General features: G+C 72.6%; 16 protein-coding genes. 7 read left to right on the plus strand and 9 right to left on the minus strand.

Annotated features, from left to right (window positions below):
- Window positions 1-662: 662 nt before the first annotated feature.
- Window positions 663-2,576 carry a hypothetical protein gene (locus AB0E24_RS10965; RefSeq protein WP_359376127.1) on the minus strand — a complete coding sequence of 638 codons (1,914 nt, stop codon included), beginning with the start codon at window positions 2,574-2,576 and terminating at the stop codon, window positions 663-665.
- 162 nt (window positions 2,577-2,738) lie between these two features.
- On the opposite strand from AB0E24_RS10965, the gene AB0E24_RS10970 reads away from it, so the two are divergent.
- From AB0E24_RS10970 to AB0E24_RS10980, 3 genes are read left to right on the plus strand one after another with little or no spacing between them, the layout of a single operon-like run.
- Window positions 2,739-3,215, plus strand: a complete 477-nt coding sequence (locus tag AB0E24_RS10970) for a MarR family winged helix-turn-helix transcriptional regulator (protein ID WP_069867057.1) — start codon at window positions 2,739-2,741, stop codon at window positions 3,213-3,215.
- On the plus strand, window positions 3,212-4,696 hold the full coding sequence (locus tag AB0E24_RS10975) for an MFS transporter (protein WP_359376130.1): 1,485 nt from the start codon (window positions 3,212-3,214) through the stop codon (window positions 4,694-4,696). Before AB0E24_RS10970 ends, AB0E24_RS10975 begins: the two co-directional genes overlap by 4 nt.
- A 53-nt stretch (window positions 4,697-4,749) precedes the next feature.
- Window positions 4,750-5,307 (plus strand): isochorismatase family protein, encoded by a 558-nt coding sequence (locus AB0E24_RS10980; protein WP_102937001.1) that lies wholly within the window; start codon window positions 4,750-4,752, stop codon window positions 5,305-5,307.
- Between the two features lie 109 nt (window positions 5,308-5,416).
- Here the strand turns inward: AB0E24_RS10980 and ggt are convergent, their stop codons facing one another.
- A complete protein-coding gene (ggt, locus tag AB0E24_RS10985) occupies window positions 5,417-7,192 on the minus strand; it encodes a gamma-glutamyltransferase (protein ID WP_079260727.1) in 1,776 nt (591 codons plus the stop codon).
- Window positions 7,193-7,467: 275 nt separating this feature from the next.
- Here ggt and AB0E24_RS10990 point away from each other — a divergent pair, with 275 nt between their 5' ends.
- Entirely contained in the window at window positions 7,468-8,235 is a 768-nt protein-coding gene (locus AB0E24_RS10990; protein WP_093703880.1) for a hypothetical protein, read from the plus strand.
- A 15-nt stretch (window positions 8,236-8,250) separates the two neighbouring features.
- Here AB0E24_RS10990 and AB0E24_RS10995 read toward each other — a convergent pair whose 3' ends face one another.
- Window positions 8,251-9,003, minus strand: coding sequence for an ABC transporter permease (locus AB0E24_RS10995; RefSeq protein ID WP_079259379.1), 753 nt, complete (start codon window positions 9,001-9,003; stop codon window positions 8,251-8,253).
- Window positions 9,004-9,039: 36 nt separating this feature from the next.
- Window positions 9,040-9,819, minus strand: coding sequence for an ABC transporter ATP-binding protein (locus AB0E24_RS11000; RefSeq protein ID WP_079259378.1), 780 nt, complete (start codon window positions 9,817-9,819; stop codon window positions 9,040-9,042).
- Between the two features lie 91 nt (window positions 9,820-9,910).
- Here AB0E24_RS11000 and AB0E24_RS11005 point away from each other — a divergent pair, with 91 nt between their 5' ends.
- The 3 genes from AB0E24_RS11005 to AB0E24_RS11015 all read left to right on the plus strand — a co-directional run bounded on the left by AB0E24_RS11005 (window position 9,911) and on the right by AB0E24_RS11015 (window position 12,817).
- Window positions 9,911-10,564, plus strand: a complete 654-nt coding sequence (locus AB0E24_RS11005) for a TetR/AcrR family transcriptional regulator (RefSeq protein WP_359376134.1) — start codon at window positions 9,911-9,913, stop codon at window positions 10,562-10,564.
- On the plus strand, window positions 10,552-10,857 hold the full coding sequence (locus tag AB0E24_RS11010) for a DUF6204 family protein (RefSeq protein WP_359376137.1): 306 nt from the start codon (window positions 10,552-10,554) through the stop codon (window positions 10,855-10,857). Before AB0E24_RS11005 ends, AB0E24_RS11010 begins: the two co-directional genes overlap by 13 nt.
- 310 nt (window positions 10,858-11,167) lie before the next feature.
- Window positions 11,168-12,817, plus strand: a complete 1,650-nt coding sequence (locus tag AB0E24_RS11015) for an alpha/beta fold hydrolase (protein WP_359376140.1) — start codon at window positions 11,168-11,170, stop codon at window positions 12,815-12,817.
- A gap of 22 nt (window positions 12,818-12,839) precedes the next feature.
- Here AB0E24_RS11015 and AB0E24_RS11020 read toward each other — a convergent pair whose 3' ends face one another.
- From AB0E24_RS11020 to AB0E24_RS11040, 5 genes are all read right to left on the minus strand, one after another.
- Entirely contained in the window at window positions 12,840-13,709 is an 870-nt protein-coding gene (locus AB0E24_RS11020; protein WP_359376142.1) for an amino acid ABC transporter permease, read from the minus strand.
- Entirely contained in the window at window positions 13,706-14,350 is a 645-nt protein-coding gene (locus tag AB0E24_RS11025) for an amino acid ABC transporter permease (protein WP_069867066.1), read from the minus strand. The genes AB0E24_RS11020 and AB0E24_RS11025 overlap by 4 nt, the downstream gene beginning before the upstream one ends.
- Window positions 14,351-14,360: 10 nt before the next feature.
- Entirely contained in the window at window positions 14,361-15,275 is a 915-nt protein-coding gene (locus AB0E24_RS11030) for a glutamate ABC transporter substrate-binding protein (RefSeq protein ID WP_370685071.1), read from the minus strand.
- 17 nt (window positions 15,276-15,292) lie between these two features.
- Window positions 15,293-16,039 carry an amino acid ABC transporter ATP-binding protein gene (locus AB0E24_RS11035; RefSeq protein WP_069867067.1) on the minus strand — a complete coding sequence of 249 codons (747 nt, stop codon included), beginning with the start codon at window positions 16,037-16,039 and terminating at the stop codon, window positions 15,293-15,295.
- 588 nt (window positions 16,040-16,627) lie between these two features.
- Window positions 16,628-17,068 (minus strand): DUF6278 family protein, encoded by a 441-nt coding sequence (locus AB0E24_RS11040; RefSeq protein WP_069867214.1) that lies wholly within the window; start codon window positions 17,066-17,068, stop codon window positions 16,628-16,630.
- Window positions 17,069-17,160: the final 92 nt, after the last annotated feature.

Consider the following 17,160-nt stretch of genomic DNA (forward strand, 5'->3'; position numbering starts at 1 on the left):
GGAGCGGCACCTGCGCCCGGAGGCTGAGGCCGATGCCGGACTGCCAGCGGGTGGGCCCTCCTGACAATCAGCGCAGCCACGCTGCCGGGCGGCGGGCCGGTGGGTCCGTTGGGCTACTCGGCTCAATTGAGTGCGGGTTTCGTCTCGCGCCTTCGGCGCAATTGAGCAGCGGGACAGGGGGTGGGGGGCGCGGGCACGTCGCCGGGCGCCGGGTTGGCGGGTGCGGGCACCGGGGCGGCACCTGTCCCCGGGAGCTGAGGCCGATGCCGGACTGCCGGCGGGGGGCCTGATGGAAGACGGCGGGCCGCGTCGTCGGGGCGGCTGCTCTGATCGCGGGATCCGGATTGACGGGCGCTCCGGGTACCCCTCGAAAAAACGCTTGATCTGAAGCAACTAATTTGTCAAACGTTTTCGGAGGGGGTACCCCAACCCCTCGCGGCTGTCCGGCGCCGACCCCAGCCCTGGGCTAGAGGAGCCGCCACCGACGCCCGCACCCACCGGCCCGGCGCCCGGCAGCCATGCCGCACCCCCCACCCCCGCACCCCGCTGCTCAAATGCGCCGAAGGCGCGAAACGAAACCCGCACCCAAACGAACAGCCGAACAACCCCAGACCCCCAACCCAGACCCCCAATCCCAGAGCCCCAGCCTCAGAGCCCCGGCGTCAGGCGAGACCGGGTACGCCCGGCAGGCCCGCCATGCGCAGTGCATGGGCGAGGTCGTGCTGGCTGCCGGAGGACACCTCGGCCGCCGCGTCGAGTAGCAGGGGTATCAGCGCGGCCGGGTCCTCCGCCGCCGCCCGCGCCGCCTCCTCCGGCGTACGAGCCCGGATCAGCGCCCCCAGAAGAAGGGCCGTCTCGCGACGGGCGCCCGCCGCGAGGAGCGACAGGGCGATGTGGGCCACCTCTAGGACGGGACGCGAGACGCTCTGCCGCAGCAGCTGCTCGGCCTCGACCTCGCGGTCCGCCGCGACCAGCGCCTCGGCAGCGGCGGCGAGCCGTGCGGGCGGCAGGCACGCCATCTCCCACAGCAGAGTGGACACATCGGCCCTGAGCCCGGCGCGCTCCAACTCCTCCGCTAGGACCGGCAGCCGCGGGGCGGGCCAGGCGGCGGCCTCGTACAGCACGACATGGGCCTCGCCTGTGCGTCCCTCCGCCCGGAGTCGGCCGAGCCGCGCAACCGCCTCCTGGGCGGCGCGTCGGGCCTCGGCGCGCTCCGCCGCCTCGCGGGCGAGCCGCCGCCCGTCGTCGGCCGCCCTGTCCCGCTTACGGCGCTTGTCGCCCTCCTCGCCGCCGTACGCCCCGGCGAACCGCGCACCACGCGGGGTCGCGCGTACCTCGGCCTCACTCTCCGCCAAGGGCGACGCAGCCGAGGGAGGTGCCGCCGCCCCCGCGTCCCCGGCCCCGGCAAATCGCGCACCGCGCGGTCGTGACCTCGCGGGGGCGGGCGTAGTCGTGGGCGTCGCGGGCTCGGGGCCCTGCGCGGGGTGCTGCGCGCTCGGCTCCACAGGAGACGCTGCGGCACTCTCAGGGGAACCCGGCGATGCGAGCCCCACTGCCGGGGCCGCCGCCGTGACCTCCGGGGCCGACGGCCAGGAGAGGCGGGATGCCGTGTCCGCCTCCTCCACCCCGGCGAACCGCGCCCCACGCGGCCGAGACCTCGCGGGGGCGGGCCGGACGGTGGTGGGCGCGGGCGATGCGCCCGAGGGGTGGAGGGCTCCCGGTTCACCGACCGGCCCGGCCGGCTCTGTGTCGCTCGCGGCCTGCCGGGGCGGCGCGGCGCCGGGTTCGGCGGCAACCCCTGTGGTGCCGCCGCCCTCCCCCTCGTACGCCGCCGCGAACCGCGCCCCACGCAGGTCCCCACCATCGGCCCCGCCTACGGCACCCGCCAGGGCACCCTGGGCCCCCATTGCCTCGGGCTCCGGGGCCCAGCCGCGGGAGTAGCCGGACGTGGCGGCCACGGGGCTGCCCGATGGCGGGGGCGTCGCCGTTGCGGCCACGCGGGTTGCCTCGGGCTCCGGGGCCAGGCCCCGGGAGTAGCCGGACATGGCGGGCGCGGGGGCACCCGATGGCGAGGGCGCCGTTGTCGCGGCAAGGCGGGCGTGGAGTTCTTCCGTGCGGGCCGTGGCGCGCTGCCAGTCGTCGTGGGCCCACGCCAGGTCCGCGGCGAGGCGCTCCCGGGCCGCCGTGTCCTCGGCGGCGGACACCGCCGCGCGGAGGTCGCGTTCGCGCGTAGCGGCGTTGTGCTGTTGGCGGAGCATGCCGTCCAGGCGGCCCTGGAGCGCCTCGCGGGCGCCGGGTCCCGCGTCGTGGGCCGCGACCGAGGCACGGTAGAGGGTCGCCGCGCGGGCCGCCGCATCCTCGGCGATCTGGGGGCCGCGCTGGGCGGAGAGGTCCTGGAGCAGGGACTGGACGAGGTCCCACGGCGGCACCTCGAGGCCGTCGAGACAGGCCCGCAGCCCCTCCGGGTCGCGGAGGGCGAAGACGCCGTACCAGCCTGTCCCCGCGTCCAGCCCTCTCGTCAGCGCGCGCAGGTATCTCGCGAACTCCTCGACCTCGGGCGGGAGTTGCCCGCTCACCGTGGCCACCCCCTCACCCCGGACGATGCACGACCCAAGGCCACGCATTCGACACCCCGCGTGTTACGGACCCGGTTACGGCCGTGCTACGGACGGTTTTCCTCCTCCGCACACAACAAGCAAACTTGCAAGTTTGCCTGTCGACCTCCTACCGTGTCGCATATGGCCACGCCTGATCACCCGCCCGCCGCGGCCGCCGCTCCGGCAGAGAGCCCCCGCGCGGAGGAGCGCATCGCCGCCGACCTAGCCGCGGTCGTCAGCCTGCTGATGCGCCGTATGCGGGCGGCCTCCTCGCAGGGGGCGCTCACCCCCTCCCAGCGCGCGGTCGTCGGCCGGCTCTACACCGAGGGGCCGACCACCACCGCCGCGCTGGCCCGCGCCGAGCTGGTGCGGCCGCAGTCGATGCGCATGATCCTGTCGGCGCTGGAGGAGCAGGCGCTGGTGGAGCGGGCCCCGCATCCCACGGACGGACGGCAGGTGGTCTTCTCGGTCACCGAGTGGGGGCGGCAGGCGATCGCATCCGTACGGCAGGCCAAGCAGAGCTGGCTGCTCGACGCGATCGACACCCGCCTCGACGCCGCTGAGCGCCGCACGCTCGCCGAGGCCACCGAGCTCCTCAAGCGCCTGGTCCAGGAATGACGGACACCGCGGAAAAGCCCGCCGCCGCGGAAGAGCCCGCCGCCGTAGAAAAACCCGCCGCCGCGGAAAAACCCGTCATAGCGGCGGCCGAAACGGTGGGCACCGCCCCCGCCGACCCCTTCGGCCCCCGGCTGATGGCCCCGCTGCTCATCGGCTCGGTCCTCAACCCCGTCAACTCCACGATGATCGCCACCGGCCTGGTGGCCATCGGCCATGACTTCGGCGTGGGCGCCTCACAGACCGCCTGGCTGGTCGCCTCCCTCTACCTCGCCAGCGCCGTGGCGCAGCCGGCGATGGGGCGGCTGGCCGATCTGCTCGGGCCGCGCCGGGTCTTCCTCTGGGGGCTGCTGCTGGTGTGCGCCGCCGGGCTGGTGGGCGCGCTGGCGCCCGCGTTCGGCTGGCTGATCGCCTCACGGGTGCTGCTCGGCATCGGTACGTCCGCGGCCTATCCGGCGGCGATGGCGCTGCTGCGCGCCCAGTCCTTCGTCACCGGCCGGGAGACGCCGCGTCCCGTGCTCGGCCGGCTCTCGCTCGCCGCGCTCGGCAGCGCGGCGGTCGGTCCGGTGCTGGGCGGGGTGCTCACCGCCACGGCGGGATGGCGGGCGATCTTCGCGGTCAATGTGCCGCTGTCCCTCATCGGGCTCGCCCTCGCGCTGCTCTGGCTCCCCAGGACCCGTACGGTGGCCGGGGACGGCCACGACTCCGGGGCGCGGACCACGGGCGCGGCCTTCGATCCACTCGGGGTCACGCTCTTCACCGCCACCCTCACCGCCCTCATGATCTTCCTGATGGATCTGGAGCGGCCCCACTGGGCGCTGCTGCCCGTCGTCCTGGCGCTCGCGACCGTCCTGGCCTGGTGGCAGCTGCGCCGCCCTCACCCCTTCATCGATCTGCGGATGATCGGCCGCAACCGCTCCCTCGCCCCCACCTACCTCCGCCATGGCACGGCGTACCTGGTCATCTACATGGTCATGTACGGATACGCGCAGTGGCTCGAGGAGGGGCACGGCTACTCCGCGTCCCACGCCGGGCTGATCATGCTGCCCATGTCGGGCGCGGCCGCCGTCTGCTCACTGCTCGGCGCCCGTACGAAGGGCATCTACGCGCCGCTCGTCCTCGCGGCCACCCTGCTCGCCGCGGGGAGCGGGGTGCTGCTGCTCGCCGACGGGTCCACCCCGCTGGTCGCGCTGCTGCTGGTCGCGGTGGTCTTCGGGCTGCCGCAGGGGCTGTCCTCGACCGGCAACCAGGCCGCCGTCTACACCCAGGCCCCGCGCGAGAGCGTCGGCGCGGCGGCCGGGCTCCAGCGCACCTCGCAGTACCTCGGCGCGATCACCGCCGCCGGGCTGATCGGGCTCTTCTACGGACAGCGGGCGACCGCCGCCGGGCTGCACGGCATCGCCACGGTGGCGGCCGCGCTCAGCCTCGCGGTGCTGCTGCTGACCGCCACCGACCAAGCCCTGCGCGCCCGCGCCCGCACCTGACCACAGCCATTCCCCCGCAATCCCCCTCGAAGAAACCCACTCCAGGAGGCACCGTGCCCGCCACCACGCTCGACCCGAACACCGCCCTGGTCCTCGTCGACCTCCAGAAGGGCATCACCGGACTGCCCACCGTCCACCCCACCGCCGAGGTCGTCGAGCGCGCCGCCCGGCTGGCCGCCGCCTTCCGTAAGCGCGGGCTGCCGGTCGTCCTGGTCCGGGTGGTGGCCGGGGCCCCGGGCCGCACCGAGGCACAGGGCAGCGCCGCCGGCGGGCGGTTCCCGGCCGACTTCGCCGACCTGGTGCCGGAACTCGGCCAGGAGGACGGCGATGTCGTGGTCACCAAGCACACCTGGGGCGCCTTCCACGGCACCGACCTCGACCTCCAGCTGCGCCGCCGCGGGGTGACCCAGGTGGTGCTCGGTGGCGTCGCCACCAGCATCGGGGTGGAGTCCACGGCCCGTGGCGCGTACGCGCACGGGTACCACGTGACGCTCGCGACCGACGCCATGACCGACATGGACGCCGAGGCGCACCGCAACAGCGTCGAGAAGATCTTCCCCCGGCTCGGGGAGACCGACTCCACCGACGCGATCATCGGCCTGCTGGGCTGAAAGCCCGCTGCTCAAAGCGGGCCGAGCACACCGCGCGCCGAGCGCACCGCGCACCGCACCGGCGGGCTCCCGGCACGAACACCCGGAGCCCGCCGGCGTCACATCATCCTCAGCGCTTCGGGCTCACCACCATCGCCGAGCCGCCGCCCCGCCGCTCCGTCTCGGCCGCCGCCAGCCACCGTCCGCCGGACAGCCGCTGCACACCGGTGGCCGCCCCGATCTCGGGGTTCTGCTTGAAGGAGTGGCCGAGCGCCTCCAGCTTGGCGCGCTCCGGGCCGTTCCACAGCGCCGGTTCCAGCTCCGTCTGGGCGGCGTTGCGCTGGCTGGCGCGCGGTGCGGCGATCGCGTCGACCAGCGGCATGCCCCGGTCGAGATGGTTCAGCAGGGTCTGGAGCACGGTGGTGATGATGGTCGCCCCGCCCGGGGAGCCCAGCGCCAGCACCGGCTTGTGGCCGTCGAGCACGATCGTCGGCGACATGGACGAGCGCGGCCGCTTCCCCGGGCCCGGCAGGTTCGGGTCGTGGACGGCGGGGTCGGCGGGCGCGAAGGAGAAGTCGGTCAGCTCGTTGTTGAGCAGGAAGCCACGGCCGGGGACGGTGATCCCGCTGCCGCCGGTCTGCTCGATGGTGAGGGTGTAGGCCACCACATTGCCCCACTTGTCGGCGACCGTGAGATGCGTGGTGTTCTCGCCCTCGTACGTGGTGGGGGCGGCGTGGCCACGGGTGTCGCAGGAGCCGGGCGCGGTCGGGTGGTTCGGGTCACCGGGCGGTACGGGGCTCTTGAGCACCGCGTCGTCCTTGATCAGGCAGGCGCGGGAGTCGGCGAACCGCTGCGAGGTGAGCCCCTTGGTGGGGACGTCCTCGGCGGTGGGGTCGCCGACCCAGCGGCCCCGGTCGGCGAAGGCGATCCGGCTGGCCTCGATATAGCGGTGCAGATACTCGGCGTCGCCGAGCTTGGAGAGGTCGGTCCGCTCCAGGATGTTGAGCGCCTCGGCGACGCTGGTGCCGCCGGAGGACGAGGGCGCCATGCCGTACACGTCCAGACCGCGGTAGGAGGTCCGGGTCGGGGCCTGCCGCTTCGTTCCGTAGGCCCGCAGGTCCTCGGCGGTCAGATCACCCGCGCGCACCACCCGCTGCGCCTTCGGGTCGACGGGCGGCTTGCGCACGGTGTCGACGATGTCGCGGCCCAGTTCGCCCTTGTAGATGGCGCCGACGCCCTTCTTGGCCAGCAGCGCGTAGGTACGGGCGAGGTCGGGGTTGCGGAAGGTCGAGCCGACCGCCGGGAGCTTGCCGCCGGGCAGGAAGAGCTCGGCGGTGGCCGGGAAGTCCTTGAAGCGGGCCTCGTTGTCGGCGGTCTGCTGGCGGAAGGTGGCATCGACCGTGAACCCGTCGTCGGCCAGCCGCTCGGCGGGCTTGAGCACCTGCCCCAGCGATCGGGTGCCCCAGTTCCTCAGGGCGTCGTTCCAGGTGGCGGGGGTGCCGGGGGTGCCGATGCTCAGCCCGCTGGTGACGGCGTCGGCGAACGGCAGCGGTTTGCCGTCCTTGTCGAGGAAGAGGTTCTTGTCCGCGCTGCGGGGCGCGGTCTCGCGGCCGTCGAGGGTCTGGACCTGGTGCCGCTTGGCGTCGTAGTAGACGAAGTATCCGCCGCCGCCGACACCCGCCGAGTACGGCTCGGTGACCCCGAGCGCGGCGGCGGTCGCCACCGCGGCGTCCACCGCGTTGCCCCCGTGCCGCAGTACGTCGATCCCGGCCGCCGAGGCGTCGGGGTCCACGCTGGAGACCGCGCCGCCGTAGCCGACGGCCTCGGGCGTTTTGGCGGGAGGCGCCTCCGCGGCGCTCTCATGCCCGGCGGCACCGGCCGGGACGACGCCCAGCACCGCGACCATACCGGCCGCGGCCGCCAGCGCGGGCAGCCGGCGCCGGACGCCCGCCGCGGCGGACGCGGGAGTGGTGGACCTCGTTGACGACGCGGCTGATCTTGCGGCGTGCCCCATCCGTGACCTCCAAGCGAAACGACAGGGCCGGAGCCTACCCGCGAGCCTCATGCTCACGACAGGGGTGGATGAGCGTTCCGTCCCGCCATCCGTTCATGTGTCCGTTCCTGTATTCGTTCACCCGTACGCTCGAACGTGTACCCAATGGGCGGCTACGATGCGCGGCCATGACAGACACCCTGACCGACCTGATCGCCTCCGCGGCGGCCCTGATCGTGGGCCTGGCCGCCGGATGGGCCGTGCACTCCGCGTTCGCGCGCCGCAAGCGCGCCCGCGAGCAGCTCTTCTTCGGCCTGCCGGACGGTTCGGAGTGTGTGCTGGTCACCCACCGGGACAGCACTTCGGCCCACTGGAGCATCCCCCGCCATGACGCGCTGGCGCTGCTGAGTATCGCGTCGGTCGTGGAGAACTGCGGGGCACACCCCGAGGTGGCCCCGCATGACACCGGGTTGCAGGGCTTCGGGGCGCGTACCGAGTTCTGCATCGGTGATCCGACCGCGCACCGCAGGCTCGCCGCCCATATCGCCAATCTGCTGCCCGGCGTCACCGTGCACCCCGGGGACGACCCCGGCATGGAGCGGGGGACGTTCACCATCGCCGGTACGCACTACCGCCCGGAGCCGGGCGCGGTCGAGCATGTGCTGCTGGCCCGGCTGACGGCGGGCGACGACAGCCGGCCGGTCTTCCTGGCGGCCGGTCAGCGGCCGGTCACCCATCGCGCCGCCGTCCGCCACCTCGTCCGCAACCGCACCCGGTTCGCCCGGAAGTACGGCTCCCAGGGCTCCTTCTGCCTGCTGCTGAAGGTCGTCAACTCCCAGTCGTACGGCCCGGACCTGGTGGAGCTGGTCGCGGATGTGACCAAGCCCGCGACCTCCTCGGCCGGCCCCCGTGCCGCCGCGAAGGCGGCCACCAAGGCAGCGGCGAAGGACGACTGAGGCAGCGGGGCCGGTTCAGGCCCGGACCCGGCCGAACAGCCGCGCCCCGCCCAGCAGGCACAGCGCCGCCAGGCCCAGGGTCACGGCCGCCCCGACGGCGACCGTGGTGTTGGCGTAGTGCCCCAGGAACGCCTGGCGCACCGCGTCGACCGTGTAGCGGAACGGCACGGCTCGCGAGGCGCCCGCCAGCCATCCGGGGGCCAGGGTCATCGGCAGCAGCAGCCCGGAGAGCAGCATCAGCGGCATACCGGCCGTGTTGGCGATGGCGGCGAACTCCGGGGCCGTGCGGACGTTCATGGCCAGCCCGTAGGAGAGCGCGGACAGGGCCGCCGCGAGTACGGCCACGAACAGCAGCCCGAGCAGCACCCCGGGGAGCGGGGCGCGCAGCCCGAAGGCCAGACCGAGCAGCACCAGCAGCACCGACTGAGCCACCAGCTGGACGACATCGCGCAGGGTGCGGCCGAGCAGCAGCGCGAGCGGGCTGACCGGGGTGACCCGCATCCGGTCCAGTACGCCGAGGTTGCGGTCCATCAGCAGTCCGAGTCCGACGTACGACCCGCCGAGCAGGGCGAGCTGCACGAGCACCCCGGGGACCAGCGTCTGCCAGGACGATCCGCTGACGCCCATGTCGAGCCCGGTCAGCAGCGGACCGAAGAGGGCGAGGAAGAGCAGCGGCTGGAGCATCCCGAAGACGAGATTGGTCTTCGAGCGAAGCGTGGAGCGCAGACACCGGCCGAAGACGATGCCGGTGTGGGCGAGAAGAGTCATGAGTGGCCCTTGGATGCGTCGGATGGCTCAGATGGCTCAGATGGCGAGGGGTTGACCGGCCGTGGCCCGGCCGGTGATGGCGAGGAAGGCGTCCTGGAGGCTGGCGCCCGGATCGCCCGCATGGCGGCGCTTGAGCTCGGCGGAGGTGCCCTCGGCGACGATCCGCCCCGCGTCCACGACCACGATCCGGTCGGCGAGCGCGTCGGCCTCGTCCAGGTAGTGGGTGGTGAGGAAGACCGTGGTGGCGTGCTCGGCGCGGACGCGCCGCACCAGGTCCCACAGCTCGGCCCGGCTGCCGGGGTCGAGACCGGTGGTGGGCTCGTCGAGGAAGAGCACTCGGGGCCGGTTGACCAGGCCCAGCGCGATCTCCACCCGGCGGCGCTGACCGCCGGAGAGGGCGCCGGTCGGGCGGTCCATGAGCCCCGAAAGGCCGAGGTCGGCGGCGAGTTCGGCGGCACGCCCGGCCGCCTCCCCCTTGGACATCAGATGCAGCCGGCCCTGGGTGACCAGCTCCTCGCGTACGGAGCACGCGGGGTCCAGGCCGCCCGACTGGGCCACATAGCCGATCCGCCGGCGTACGCCCGCCGGATCGCGCAGCAGATCGCGGCCCGCGATCTCGGCCTCGCCCCCGCTGGGCGGCAGCAGGGTGGTGAGCATGCGCAGGGTCGTGGTCTTACCGGCCCCGTTGGGGCCGAGGAAGCCGAGGATCTCGCCGCGGCCGACGGTCAGATCGATACCGCGGACTGCGTGCACGGGCCCGCTGGCCGGCGAAAAGGTCCGGGTGAGACCGCGAACGCGGATGACGGATGAGGACATGCCCACGATCAGAGCACAACGGGCTCCAAACTTGCAATGGACTTAAAACTCTCAGGCAGATGCAAGTTTGCAACGGGATACACTGACGGCCATGAGCGAAGGACTGCGGGAGAAGCACAAACGCCGTACGCGCCGGCGGATCGCGGACGTGGCCACCGGCCTGTTCATGGAGCGGGGCTTCGACCGGGTCACGGTCGCCGAGGTCGCCGAGGCGGCCGAGGTGTCCGTCAACACCGTCTACAACTACTTCCCGGCCAAGGAGGACCTGGTCCTGCCGCCCGACCAGGCGTCCCCGCGGCGGCTCGCCGAGATCGTGCGCGAGCGCCCGCCCGGCCGGTCCGCCGCGCAGGCGGTGCTGGACCGGCTGCGCGAGGAGGTGGAGCGCCGCGACCGCTCACTGGGGCTCACCGAGGGCTTCGGCCCGTTCTTCGCGATGATGCGCGGGGCTCCCACGCTGGTCGCCCGGCTGGAGGAACTGGGCCACCGGATGAACGACGAACTGGCCGCCGTACTCGCCGAGGAGACCGGCGCGGCGCCGGAGGATCCGCTGCCGCGCGTGGTGGCCGCCCAGATCAGCGGCTATCACTCACTGATCTTCGGCGAGGTCGGCCGCCGCGTCACGGCGGGAGAGCGCCCCGGCACCATCGCCAAGGCCGTGACGGAACTCCTCGACGCCATCGAGGAGATGCTCGGCGCGCCGATGCTGGGCTACGCCGTACGGGAGGAGCGACCGTGTTCCGAGTGACCATCCGCGGCGCCTTCGAGGAGCTGGGCGAGGACGAGCGCGAGGCGCTGCGCACCGCGGTCGACTCCGCCCAGCTGGCCTTCACCGAGGCGGGCACGTTCACCTGCGACCGGAGCCTTTCGGCGTTCACCTTCCGTTGCCAGGTTCCGGCGGGGCCGGACGACGGTGAACCCGAGGCGACCGAGCGGGCCGTCGCGGCGCTTGCCGCGCATGGCTACCAACACCGGATCCTCCGCGTCGGGGTGACGGACATGCGGCACATCAAGATCCGCCGAAAGGGCAGACACGGCTGAACACCCGCGGGGCGAGCGAGGCGCGGCGACGGGCGGACCTCGCGGGGGCGGTGCTCGGCGACGGGTCAAACCCCCGCGCCAGCACGGCACTTCAGCGGCGTACGGGACTCCGCATCGGCGGGGCCGGACCCCTGCGGGTCCGGCCCCCGGATAGCGCTCCGGGCCGGGCCGCCCCGGCAGCCGACCTCGGCCTCTATCGTTACCCAGGCGTAACTTACCGCGCTATTACCGTCGGTAAACCCCGGGGTTACCGTCGGGTCACAAGCACCGGTGCTCCCCCGCCCCCACGGCATCCCCACCAGGAGCCACAGTGACCCCTGCCCGTAAAGCCCCGCGTCCCACCGCCACCATCGCCGCCGCCGTCTCGGTGACCGTCCTGGCCGGTGCGGCCTTCGGACTCGCCCCCGCCGCCCAGGCCACAACACCGGCCCCGACACCGACCCCGACAGCGGCCGCCGCCACCACGGCCACCGCCGACCTCGCCGCCTCCGGCGTCTCCATACGGTTCGTCGACATCCCCGGCGACGACGGTGTCCGTCTGGCCGCCAACGTCGTGGCACCCTCGAACGCCGACACCTCCGGCCGCCTTCCCCTCGTCGTGCTGCCCACCAGCTGGTCCCTGCCCCAGGTCGAATATCTCGCCCAGGCCAAGAAGCTGGCCCAAGCCGGCTATGTGGTGCTGACCTACAACACCCGCGGCTTCTGGCAGTCCGGCGGGAGGATCGAGACGGCCGGGCTGCCCGATATCGCCGACGCCTCCAGGGTCATCGACTGGGCGCTCGCCAACACCCCCGCCGACCCCGACCACATCGGCATGGCCGGGCTCTCCTACGGCGCCGGGATCGGCCTGCTCGCGGCCGGAGCCGACCCGCGGATCAAGGCCGTGGTGGCCATGAGCGGCTGGGCGGACCTGGTCGGCTCGATCTACAGCGGCCGCACCCAGCACGCCCAGGCCGCCGGGCTGCTCGGCGGGGCCGGGGAGCTGACCGGCCGGCCCAGCGAGGAACTCCGGCAGATCCTCGAGGACTTCTTCAGCTCCAACCTCGCCAAGGAGCAGGACCTGATCGCCTGGGGCAAGAAGCGGTCCCCCGCCACCTACCTGGACCGGATCAACGCCAACGGCGCGGCCATCATGCTGGGCAACTCCTGGGGCGACTCGATCTTCCCGCCCAACAGCTACGCCGACTTCTTCGACAAGCTGACCGGCCCCAAGCGGCTGGAGCTGCGGCCCGGCGACCACGCCACCGCCGAGCTCACCGGGCTGCTCGGCCTGCCCAACACCGCCTGGAACCACGCCCGGCAGTGGCTCGACCGCTACCTCAAGGGCGAGCGCAACGGCATCGACACCGAGCAGCCGGTGCAGCTGATGTCCCGTACGGCGGCGGACGGCGACGACTACGAGGGCTACCCGAGCTGGTCGGCCGTCCCCTCCGGACAGCGCCGCGTCCCGCTCACCACCACCGAGAAGATCACCGCCAACCACGACTCCGGCGCCAACGCCGGGACCGTGCTGCTCAGCGGCGCCCTCGACCAGTTCCTGAAGATCCCGCCGCTCGTCTCGATCCCGCTGCTGTCCCGGTCCCACGCGGCCGTCTGGCAGACCGGGGCCTTCGCGCGCGAACAGCGCGTCCGCGGCAGCGTGAAGCTCCACACCACCGTGACCGGCGACCGCCCCGACGGCACGGCGGTGGCCTACCTCTACGACGTGGGCCCGCTGGGCGTCGGCAAGCTCATCACCAACGCCCCGTTCACCTTCCACGACCGCGCCCCGGGCACGCCCTTCGGAGTGGATCTGGAGCTGTTCTCCACCGCGTACGACGTCCCGGCCGGACACCGCCTGGCGCTGGTCGTGGACACCGTCGACCCGCTCTACATCGAGCACAACCCCGACGGCGCCCATCTCACGTTCTCGTCCCCGGACGCCGACCCGTCCTACCTCACGGTCCCGGTCCGCGACTGAGACACCGTCCGGCCGCCCCGGCTCAGCCGCGGGTGTCCCCCGGCATCGGGGCGGCCGGTTCGGCGGCGGCGACCTCGACCTGACGGGTCTTCACGCTGCGCCGCTCCCGTTTGGCCACCCAGTTGGCGAACCACGACAGCAGCATGCACATCCCGATGTAGATGGGTGAGATCACCATGACCACCGGGATGAACGGCAGGTCGTAGTCGAGATTGGACGCGATCAGCTTTCCGGCGTGCAGAAACTCCTCATAGGTGATGAGGAAGCCGAGCGAGGTGTCCTTGAGGGCCACCACCAGCTGACTGATGATGGCCGGCAGCATCGCCCGCACCCCCTGCGGCACCAGCACGGACATCATGACCTGGGTCTTCCGCAGGCCGAGCGAGTACGCCGCCTCACGCTGGCCGCGGTCCACCGAGTTCACCCCGGCCCGGAACACCTCGGCCAGCACCGAGCCGTTGTAGAGCGTCAGCCCGGTGACGAGGGCGGGCAGCGGCTGGACCTTCAGCGCCACGAAGATGAAGAAGATCATCACCAGGACGGGCATCGCCCGGAAGAACTCCACCACCAGCGTGGCCACCCAGCGCACCGGGCGGTGCTCGGAGAGCCGGCCGGCGGCCAGCACCCCGCCGAGCGCGAGCGAGAGGACGGCGGCCATGCCGAATGCCTTGAGGGTGCCCGCGAGCCCGTTCAGCAGCAGCTCCTGGATGCCCTTGTACTCGAAGGGCATCCACTTGCGGTAGGCGAACTGGCCGGTGTGGACGAGGAGATAGACGACCCAGCCGAGCAGGGCCAGCAGCACGGTCGTCCCGGCCAGCGCGTAGAGCCGGTGCCGGCGCCGGGTGCGGGGCCCGGGGACGTCGTAGAGGGCGGTGGTCGAGGGGGCGGTCATCGCCGCACCCCCCAGCGCCGTTCCAGGATGGAGAAGATCGCGCTGATGGCGAGGGTGATGATCAGGTACCCGACGGCGATCCAGACGAAGGACCAGATGATGCTGTAGCCCCGCTCGTTGAGCGGCTTGTAGGTGCCGAGCAGCTCGGTGACGCTGAACGACCCGGCGATGGCGGAGTTCTTGGCGAGCGCGATCAGGGTCGAGCCGATCGGCGGGATGACCGAGCGGAACGCCTGTGGCAGCACCACCGCGCTCAGCGTCTGGTCGAACGTCATGCCCAGGCTGCGGGCCGCCTCGCCCTGCCCCACCGGCACCGTGTTGATGCCCGAGCGCACCGCCTCGCAGATGAAGGCCGAGGTGTAGCAGCCGAGCGCGAGCACCGCGAAGACGGTGAACGGCAGCACAAGACCGAACCGCGGCAGCCCCAGCATCACCGCGAAGAACAGCAGCGTCAGCGGGGTGTTGCGGAGCACGGTCACCCAGCCGGTACCGAACGCGCGCAGCGAGGCGACCGGCGCCACCCGGAATCCGGCCATGAGGACGCCGAGCGCGAGGGCGAGCAGCGAGGCGTAGACGGTCAGCTGCACGGTGCCGAGGAAGCCCTTGCCGTAGAGCGAGAAGTTCTGGGTGAGCACGTCCATGGGATGGCCTTCAGCCGGTGCGGTAGCGGTCGACGGGGGGCGGTTGGGGGGCGGGCACACCGGAGAGGCCGAGGGTCGCGTTGTACGCCTTCTTCCAGTTGCCGTTGCGCTCATGGGTCCGGATCGCGTCGTCCAGCGCGAAGCGCAGCGCGTTGTCCCGCTTGGGCACGCCGATGCCGTACGGCTCCTTGGAGAAGGGGCGGCCCACCACCTTCAGCTCGTTCGGGGCCTTGGCCGCGTAGCCGAGCAGGATGGTGTTGTCGGTGGTCACCGCGTCCACCTGGAAGCTGAGCAGATTGTCCACGCACACCGAGTAGGTGTCGTAGGCGACCGCATGGGCCTTGGGGTAGTCGGACTGGATGCGCTGGAGCGGAGTGGAGCCAGCCACCGAGCAGACGGTCCTGCCCGCGAGGTCGGCGGGGCCGTGGATGTCGTTCTCGTCGGTGCGCACCAGCAGTGACTGCCCGGCCATGAAGTACGGCCCGGCGAAGCCGACCAGCCGTTTGCGCAGCGGATTGATGGTGTAGGTGCCGACGTAGTAGTCGATCTGGCCGCTCTGGAGCGCGGTCTCGCGGTTGGCGGACGCGATGGTCTGGAACCGGATGGTCCTCGGGTCGAAGCCGAGGGAGGCGGACATCATGCGGGCGATCTCGATGTCGAATCCCGAGTAGCGGCCGGTGGCCGGGTCCCGCTCGCCCAGATAGGGCTGGTCCTCCTTGACCCCGACGGTGAGATGGCCGCGGCGCTTGGCCCTGCGCCAGGTGGGAGAGGCGGGCAGCCGGAAGGCGGTGTCCACCTTGTAGGTGGGCAGTTGCCCGGCCCGGGGGCCCTTGGCGGGCGGGCTGCCCTCCTTGCCGCAGCCGGGCATGAGCAGCAGGGCCAGGGCGATGGTGAGGGCGGCGGTCGCGCGGCGCAGACGCCTCATGTCCGTCATCACCCGGCTCAGTGCTTGAGGATCTTGGACAGGAAGTCCCGGGCCCGCTCGCTCTCCGGGGCCCGGAAGAACTCCTCCGGCATGCGGTCCTCGACGATCCGGCCGTCGGCCATGAAGACCACCCGGTTCGCGGCGGAGCGGGCGAAGCCCATCTCATGGGTGACGACGACCATCGTCATCCCCTCCCGCGCCAGCTGACGCATCACCTCCAGCACCTCGTTGATCATCTCCGGGTCGAGGGCGGAGGTGGGCTCGTCGAAGAGCATCACCTGAGGGTCCATCGCCAGCGCGCGGGCGATGGCCACCCGCTGCTGCTGGCCACCGGAGAGCTGGGCGGGGAACTTCCCGGCCTGGTCGGCGAGTCCGACCCGGCCCAGCAGTTCGCGGGAGCGCCGCTCGGCGTCCTGCTTGCCGCGCCGGCGGACCTTGGTCTGGGCGAGCATCACATTGGCGAGCACGGAGCGGTGGGCGAAGAGGTTGAACGACTGGAAGACCATGCCGACCTCGGCCCGCAGCCGCGCCAGCTCCTTGCCCTCGTCCGGCAGCGGCCGGCCGTCGACGACGATGGAGCCGGACTGGACGGTCTCCAGACGGTTGATGGTGCGGATCAGGGTGGACTTGCCGCCGCCGGAGGGGCCGATGATCACGACCACTTCGCCCCGCCCGACGGTGAGGTCGATGTCCCGCAGAACGTGCAGCGCGCCGAAGTGCTTGTTGACGCCGCGCAGCTCGATCAACGGCTCACCGACGGCCATACCCGGCCCCACCCACTCTCCGCTGTCTCCCGGTTGGCTGTGTCCGGGTCAGCTGTGCCCCGGTCAGTTGTGTTCCGGTCAGCGCAAGCTATCCAGACCAACGCGGAGCTTTACGTACGGACACGCACCGATGGGCGGATACCGCCCGACAGGGTCTACGGGGTCCGGGGGGCTTGCCGCCTGCGGCGGGCTGTTCCCCTCCCCGCCCCTTCCCGAAGCATCGACATGCGGCTCCGCCGCGTGGTGGGGCTCCGCCCCAGACCCCGGGGGTCGGCGAGCCGACGGTCGCCGCGCTCAGCTCACCGGCCGGGGCGCCGACCGCGCCGCCTGCGACGCGGCGGTCGAGCGGCCGACCGGTGAGCAGTGGGCCAGGCGTCCGCGGGGCAGACGCTGTTCACAGCGGGCAGCGAGGGCGTGACCCCGCACCGGCGGGCCGATCTCGGTTGGCACGCCGACGCGGCGGGTAGCCGGGCGGGCACCCGCACACAGCCGGGTCGTCCGACCGGGGTCCGGGGCGGAGCCCCGGTTTCGGGAAGGGGCGGGGCGGGGACAGCCCGCCGCGGGCGGCCGCGATCCGGCAGACGTCCCCTAAGCCTCGGCGACCTCCGCGTAGCGCCGGGAGAGTTCGGGGGCGCCGTCGGCGGCCCACTGCTGGCCCGCCTCCACGACGTCGACCTCCCGGCCCGAGGACAGCCTGACGACCGGTCGGCCGTTGGGCCACACCTGCCAGACGGCGCCGGGGACGGTGCGGACGATGACCGTGCCGAGGTAGAGACCGGCGTCGTTGCCGAGCCAGGTCAGCTCGTCCGGGTCGTCGCGCCAGCGCGGCGCCATCTGGTCCAGCGCCTCCAGGGAGGCCGTGGAGTCATCGAGCCCGATACCCGCGTCCGCGGCCCGCGCACGCAGCAGTTCGCACTCGGAGAGCAGTTGGGCGACGCCCTGGGGGTCCTCCTCCTGGGCGCCCATCAGGGCGGTACCCGAGGCGGGGCCACGTCGCTTGCGCCAGTTGCCCAAGAAGGAGATGTTCATACCGCTCAGCGTGGCATCCAGGCCACCGGCGCACCACAGGGCGCGCGGCGCGAGCCGTGACGCGTTGCTTGTCTTGACGACACCCACCCGCC

This window comes from Streptomyces malaysiensis subsp. malaysiensis (assembly GCF_040653035.1).
GTDB classification, from domain to species: Bacteria; Actinomycetota; Actinomycetes; order Streptomycetales; family Streptomycetaceae; genus Streptomyces; species Streptomyces malaysiensis.

Excerpts from the sequence above, each read along its gene's own strand:
- AB0E24_RS11005 (WP_359376134.1), top strand. The coding sequence starts at position 9,911 with ATGAGCGAAGGACTGCGGGAGAAGCACAAACGCCGTACGCGCCGGCGG.
- AB0E24_RS11020 (WP_359376142.1), bottom strand. The coding sequence starts at position 13,709 with ATGACCGCCCCCTCGACCACCGCCCTCTACGACGTCCCCGGGCCCCGC.
- AB0E24_RS10990 (WP_093703880.1), top strand. The coding sequence starts at position 7,468 with ATGACAGACACCCTGACCGACCTGATCGCCTCCGCGGCGGCCCTGATC.
- AB0E24_RS11035 (WP_069867067.1), bottom strand. The coding sequence starts at position 16,039 with ATGGCCGTCGGTGAGCCGTTGATCGAGCTGCGCGGCGTCAACAAGCAC.
- ggt (WP_079260727.1), bottom strand. The coding sequence starts at position 7,192 with ATGGTCGCGGTGCTGGGCGTCGTCCCGGCCGGTGCCGCCGGGCATGAG.
- AB0E24_RS10995 (WP_079259379.1), bottom strand. The coding sequence starts at position 9,003 with ATGACTCTTCTCGCCCACACCGGCATCGTCTTCGGCCGGTGTCTGCGC.
- AB0E24_RS11000 (WP_079259378.1), bottom strand. The coding sequence starts at position 9,819 with ATGTCCTCATCCGTCATCCGCGTTCGCGGTCTCACCCGGACCTTTTCG.
- AB0E24_RS11040 (WP_069867214.1), bottom strand. The coding sequence starts at position 17,068 with ATGAACATCTCCTTCTTGGGCAACTGGCGCAAGCGACGTGGCCCCGCC.
- AB0E24_RS11025 (WP_069867066.1), bottom strand. The coding sequence starts at position 14,350 with ATGGACGTGCTCACCCAGAACTTCTCGCTCTACGGCAAGGGCTTCCTC.
- AB0E24_RS11030 (WP_370685071.1), bottom strand. The coding sequence starts at position 15,275 with ATGAGGCGTCTGCGCCGCGCGACCGCCGCCCTCACCATCGCCCTGGCC.
- AB0E24_RS10975 (WP_359376130.1), top strand. The coding sequence starts at position 3,212 with ATGACGGACACCGCGGAAAAGCCCGCCGCCGCGGAAGAGCCCGCCGCC.
- AB0E24_RS10970 (WP_069867057.1), top strand. The coding sequence starts at position 2,739 with ATGGCCACGCCTGATCACCCGCCCGCCGCGGCCGCCGCTCCGGCAGAG.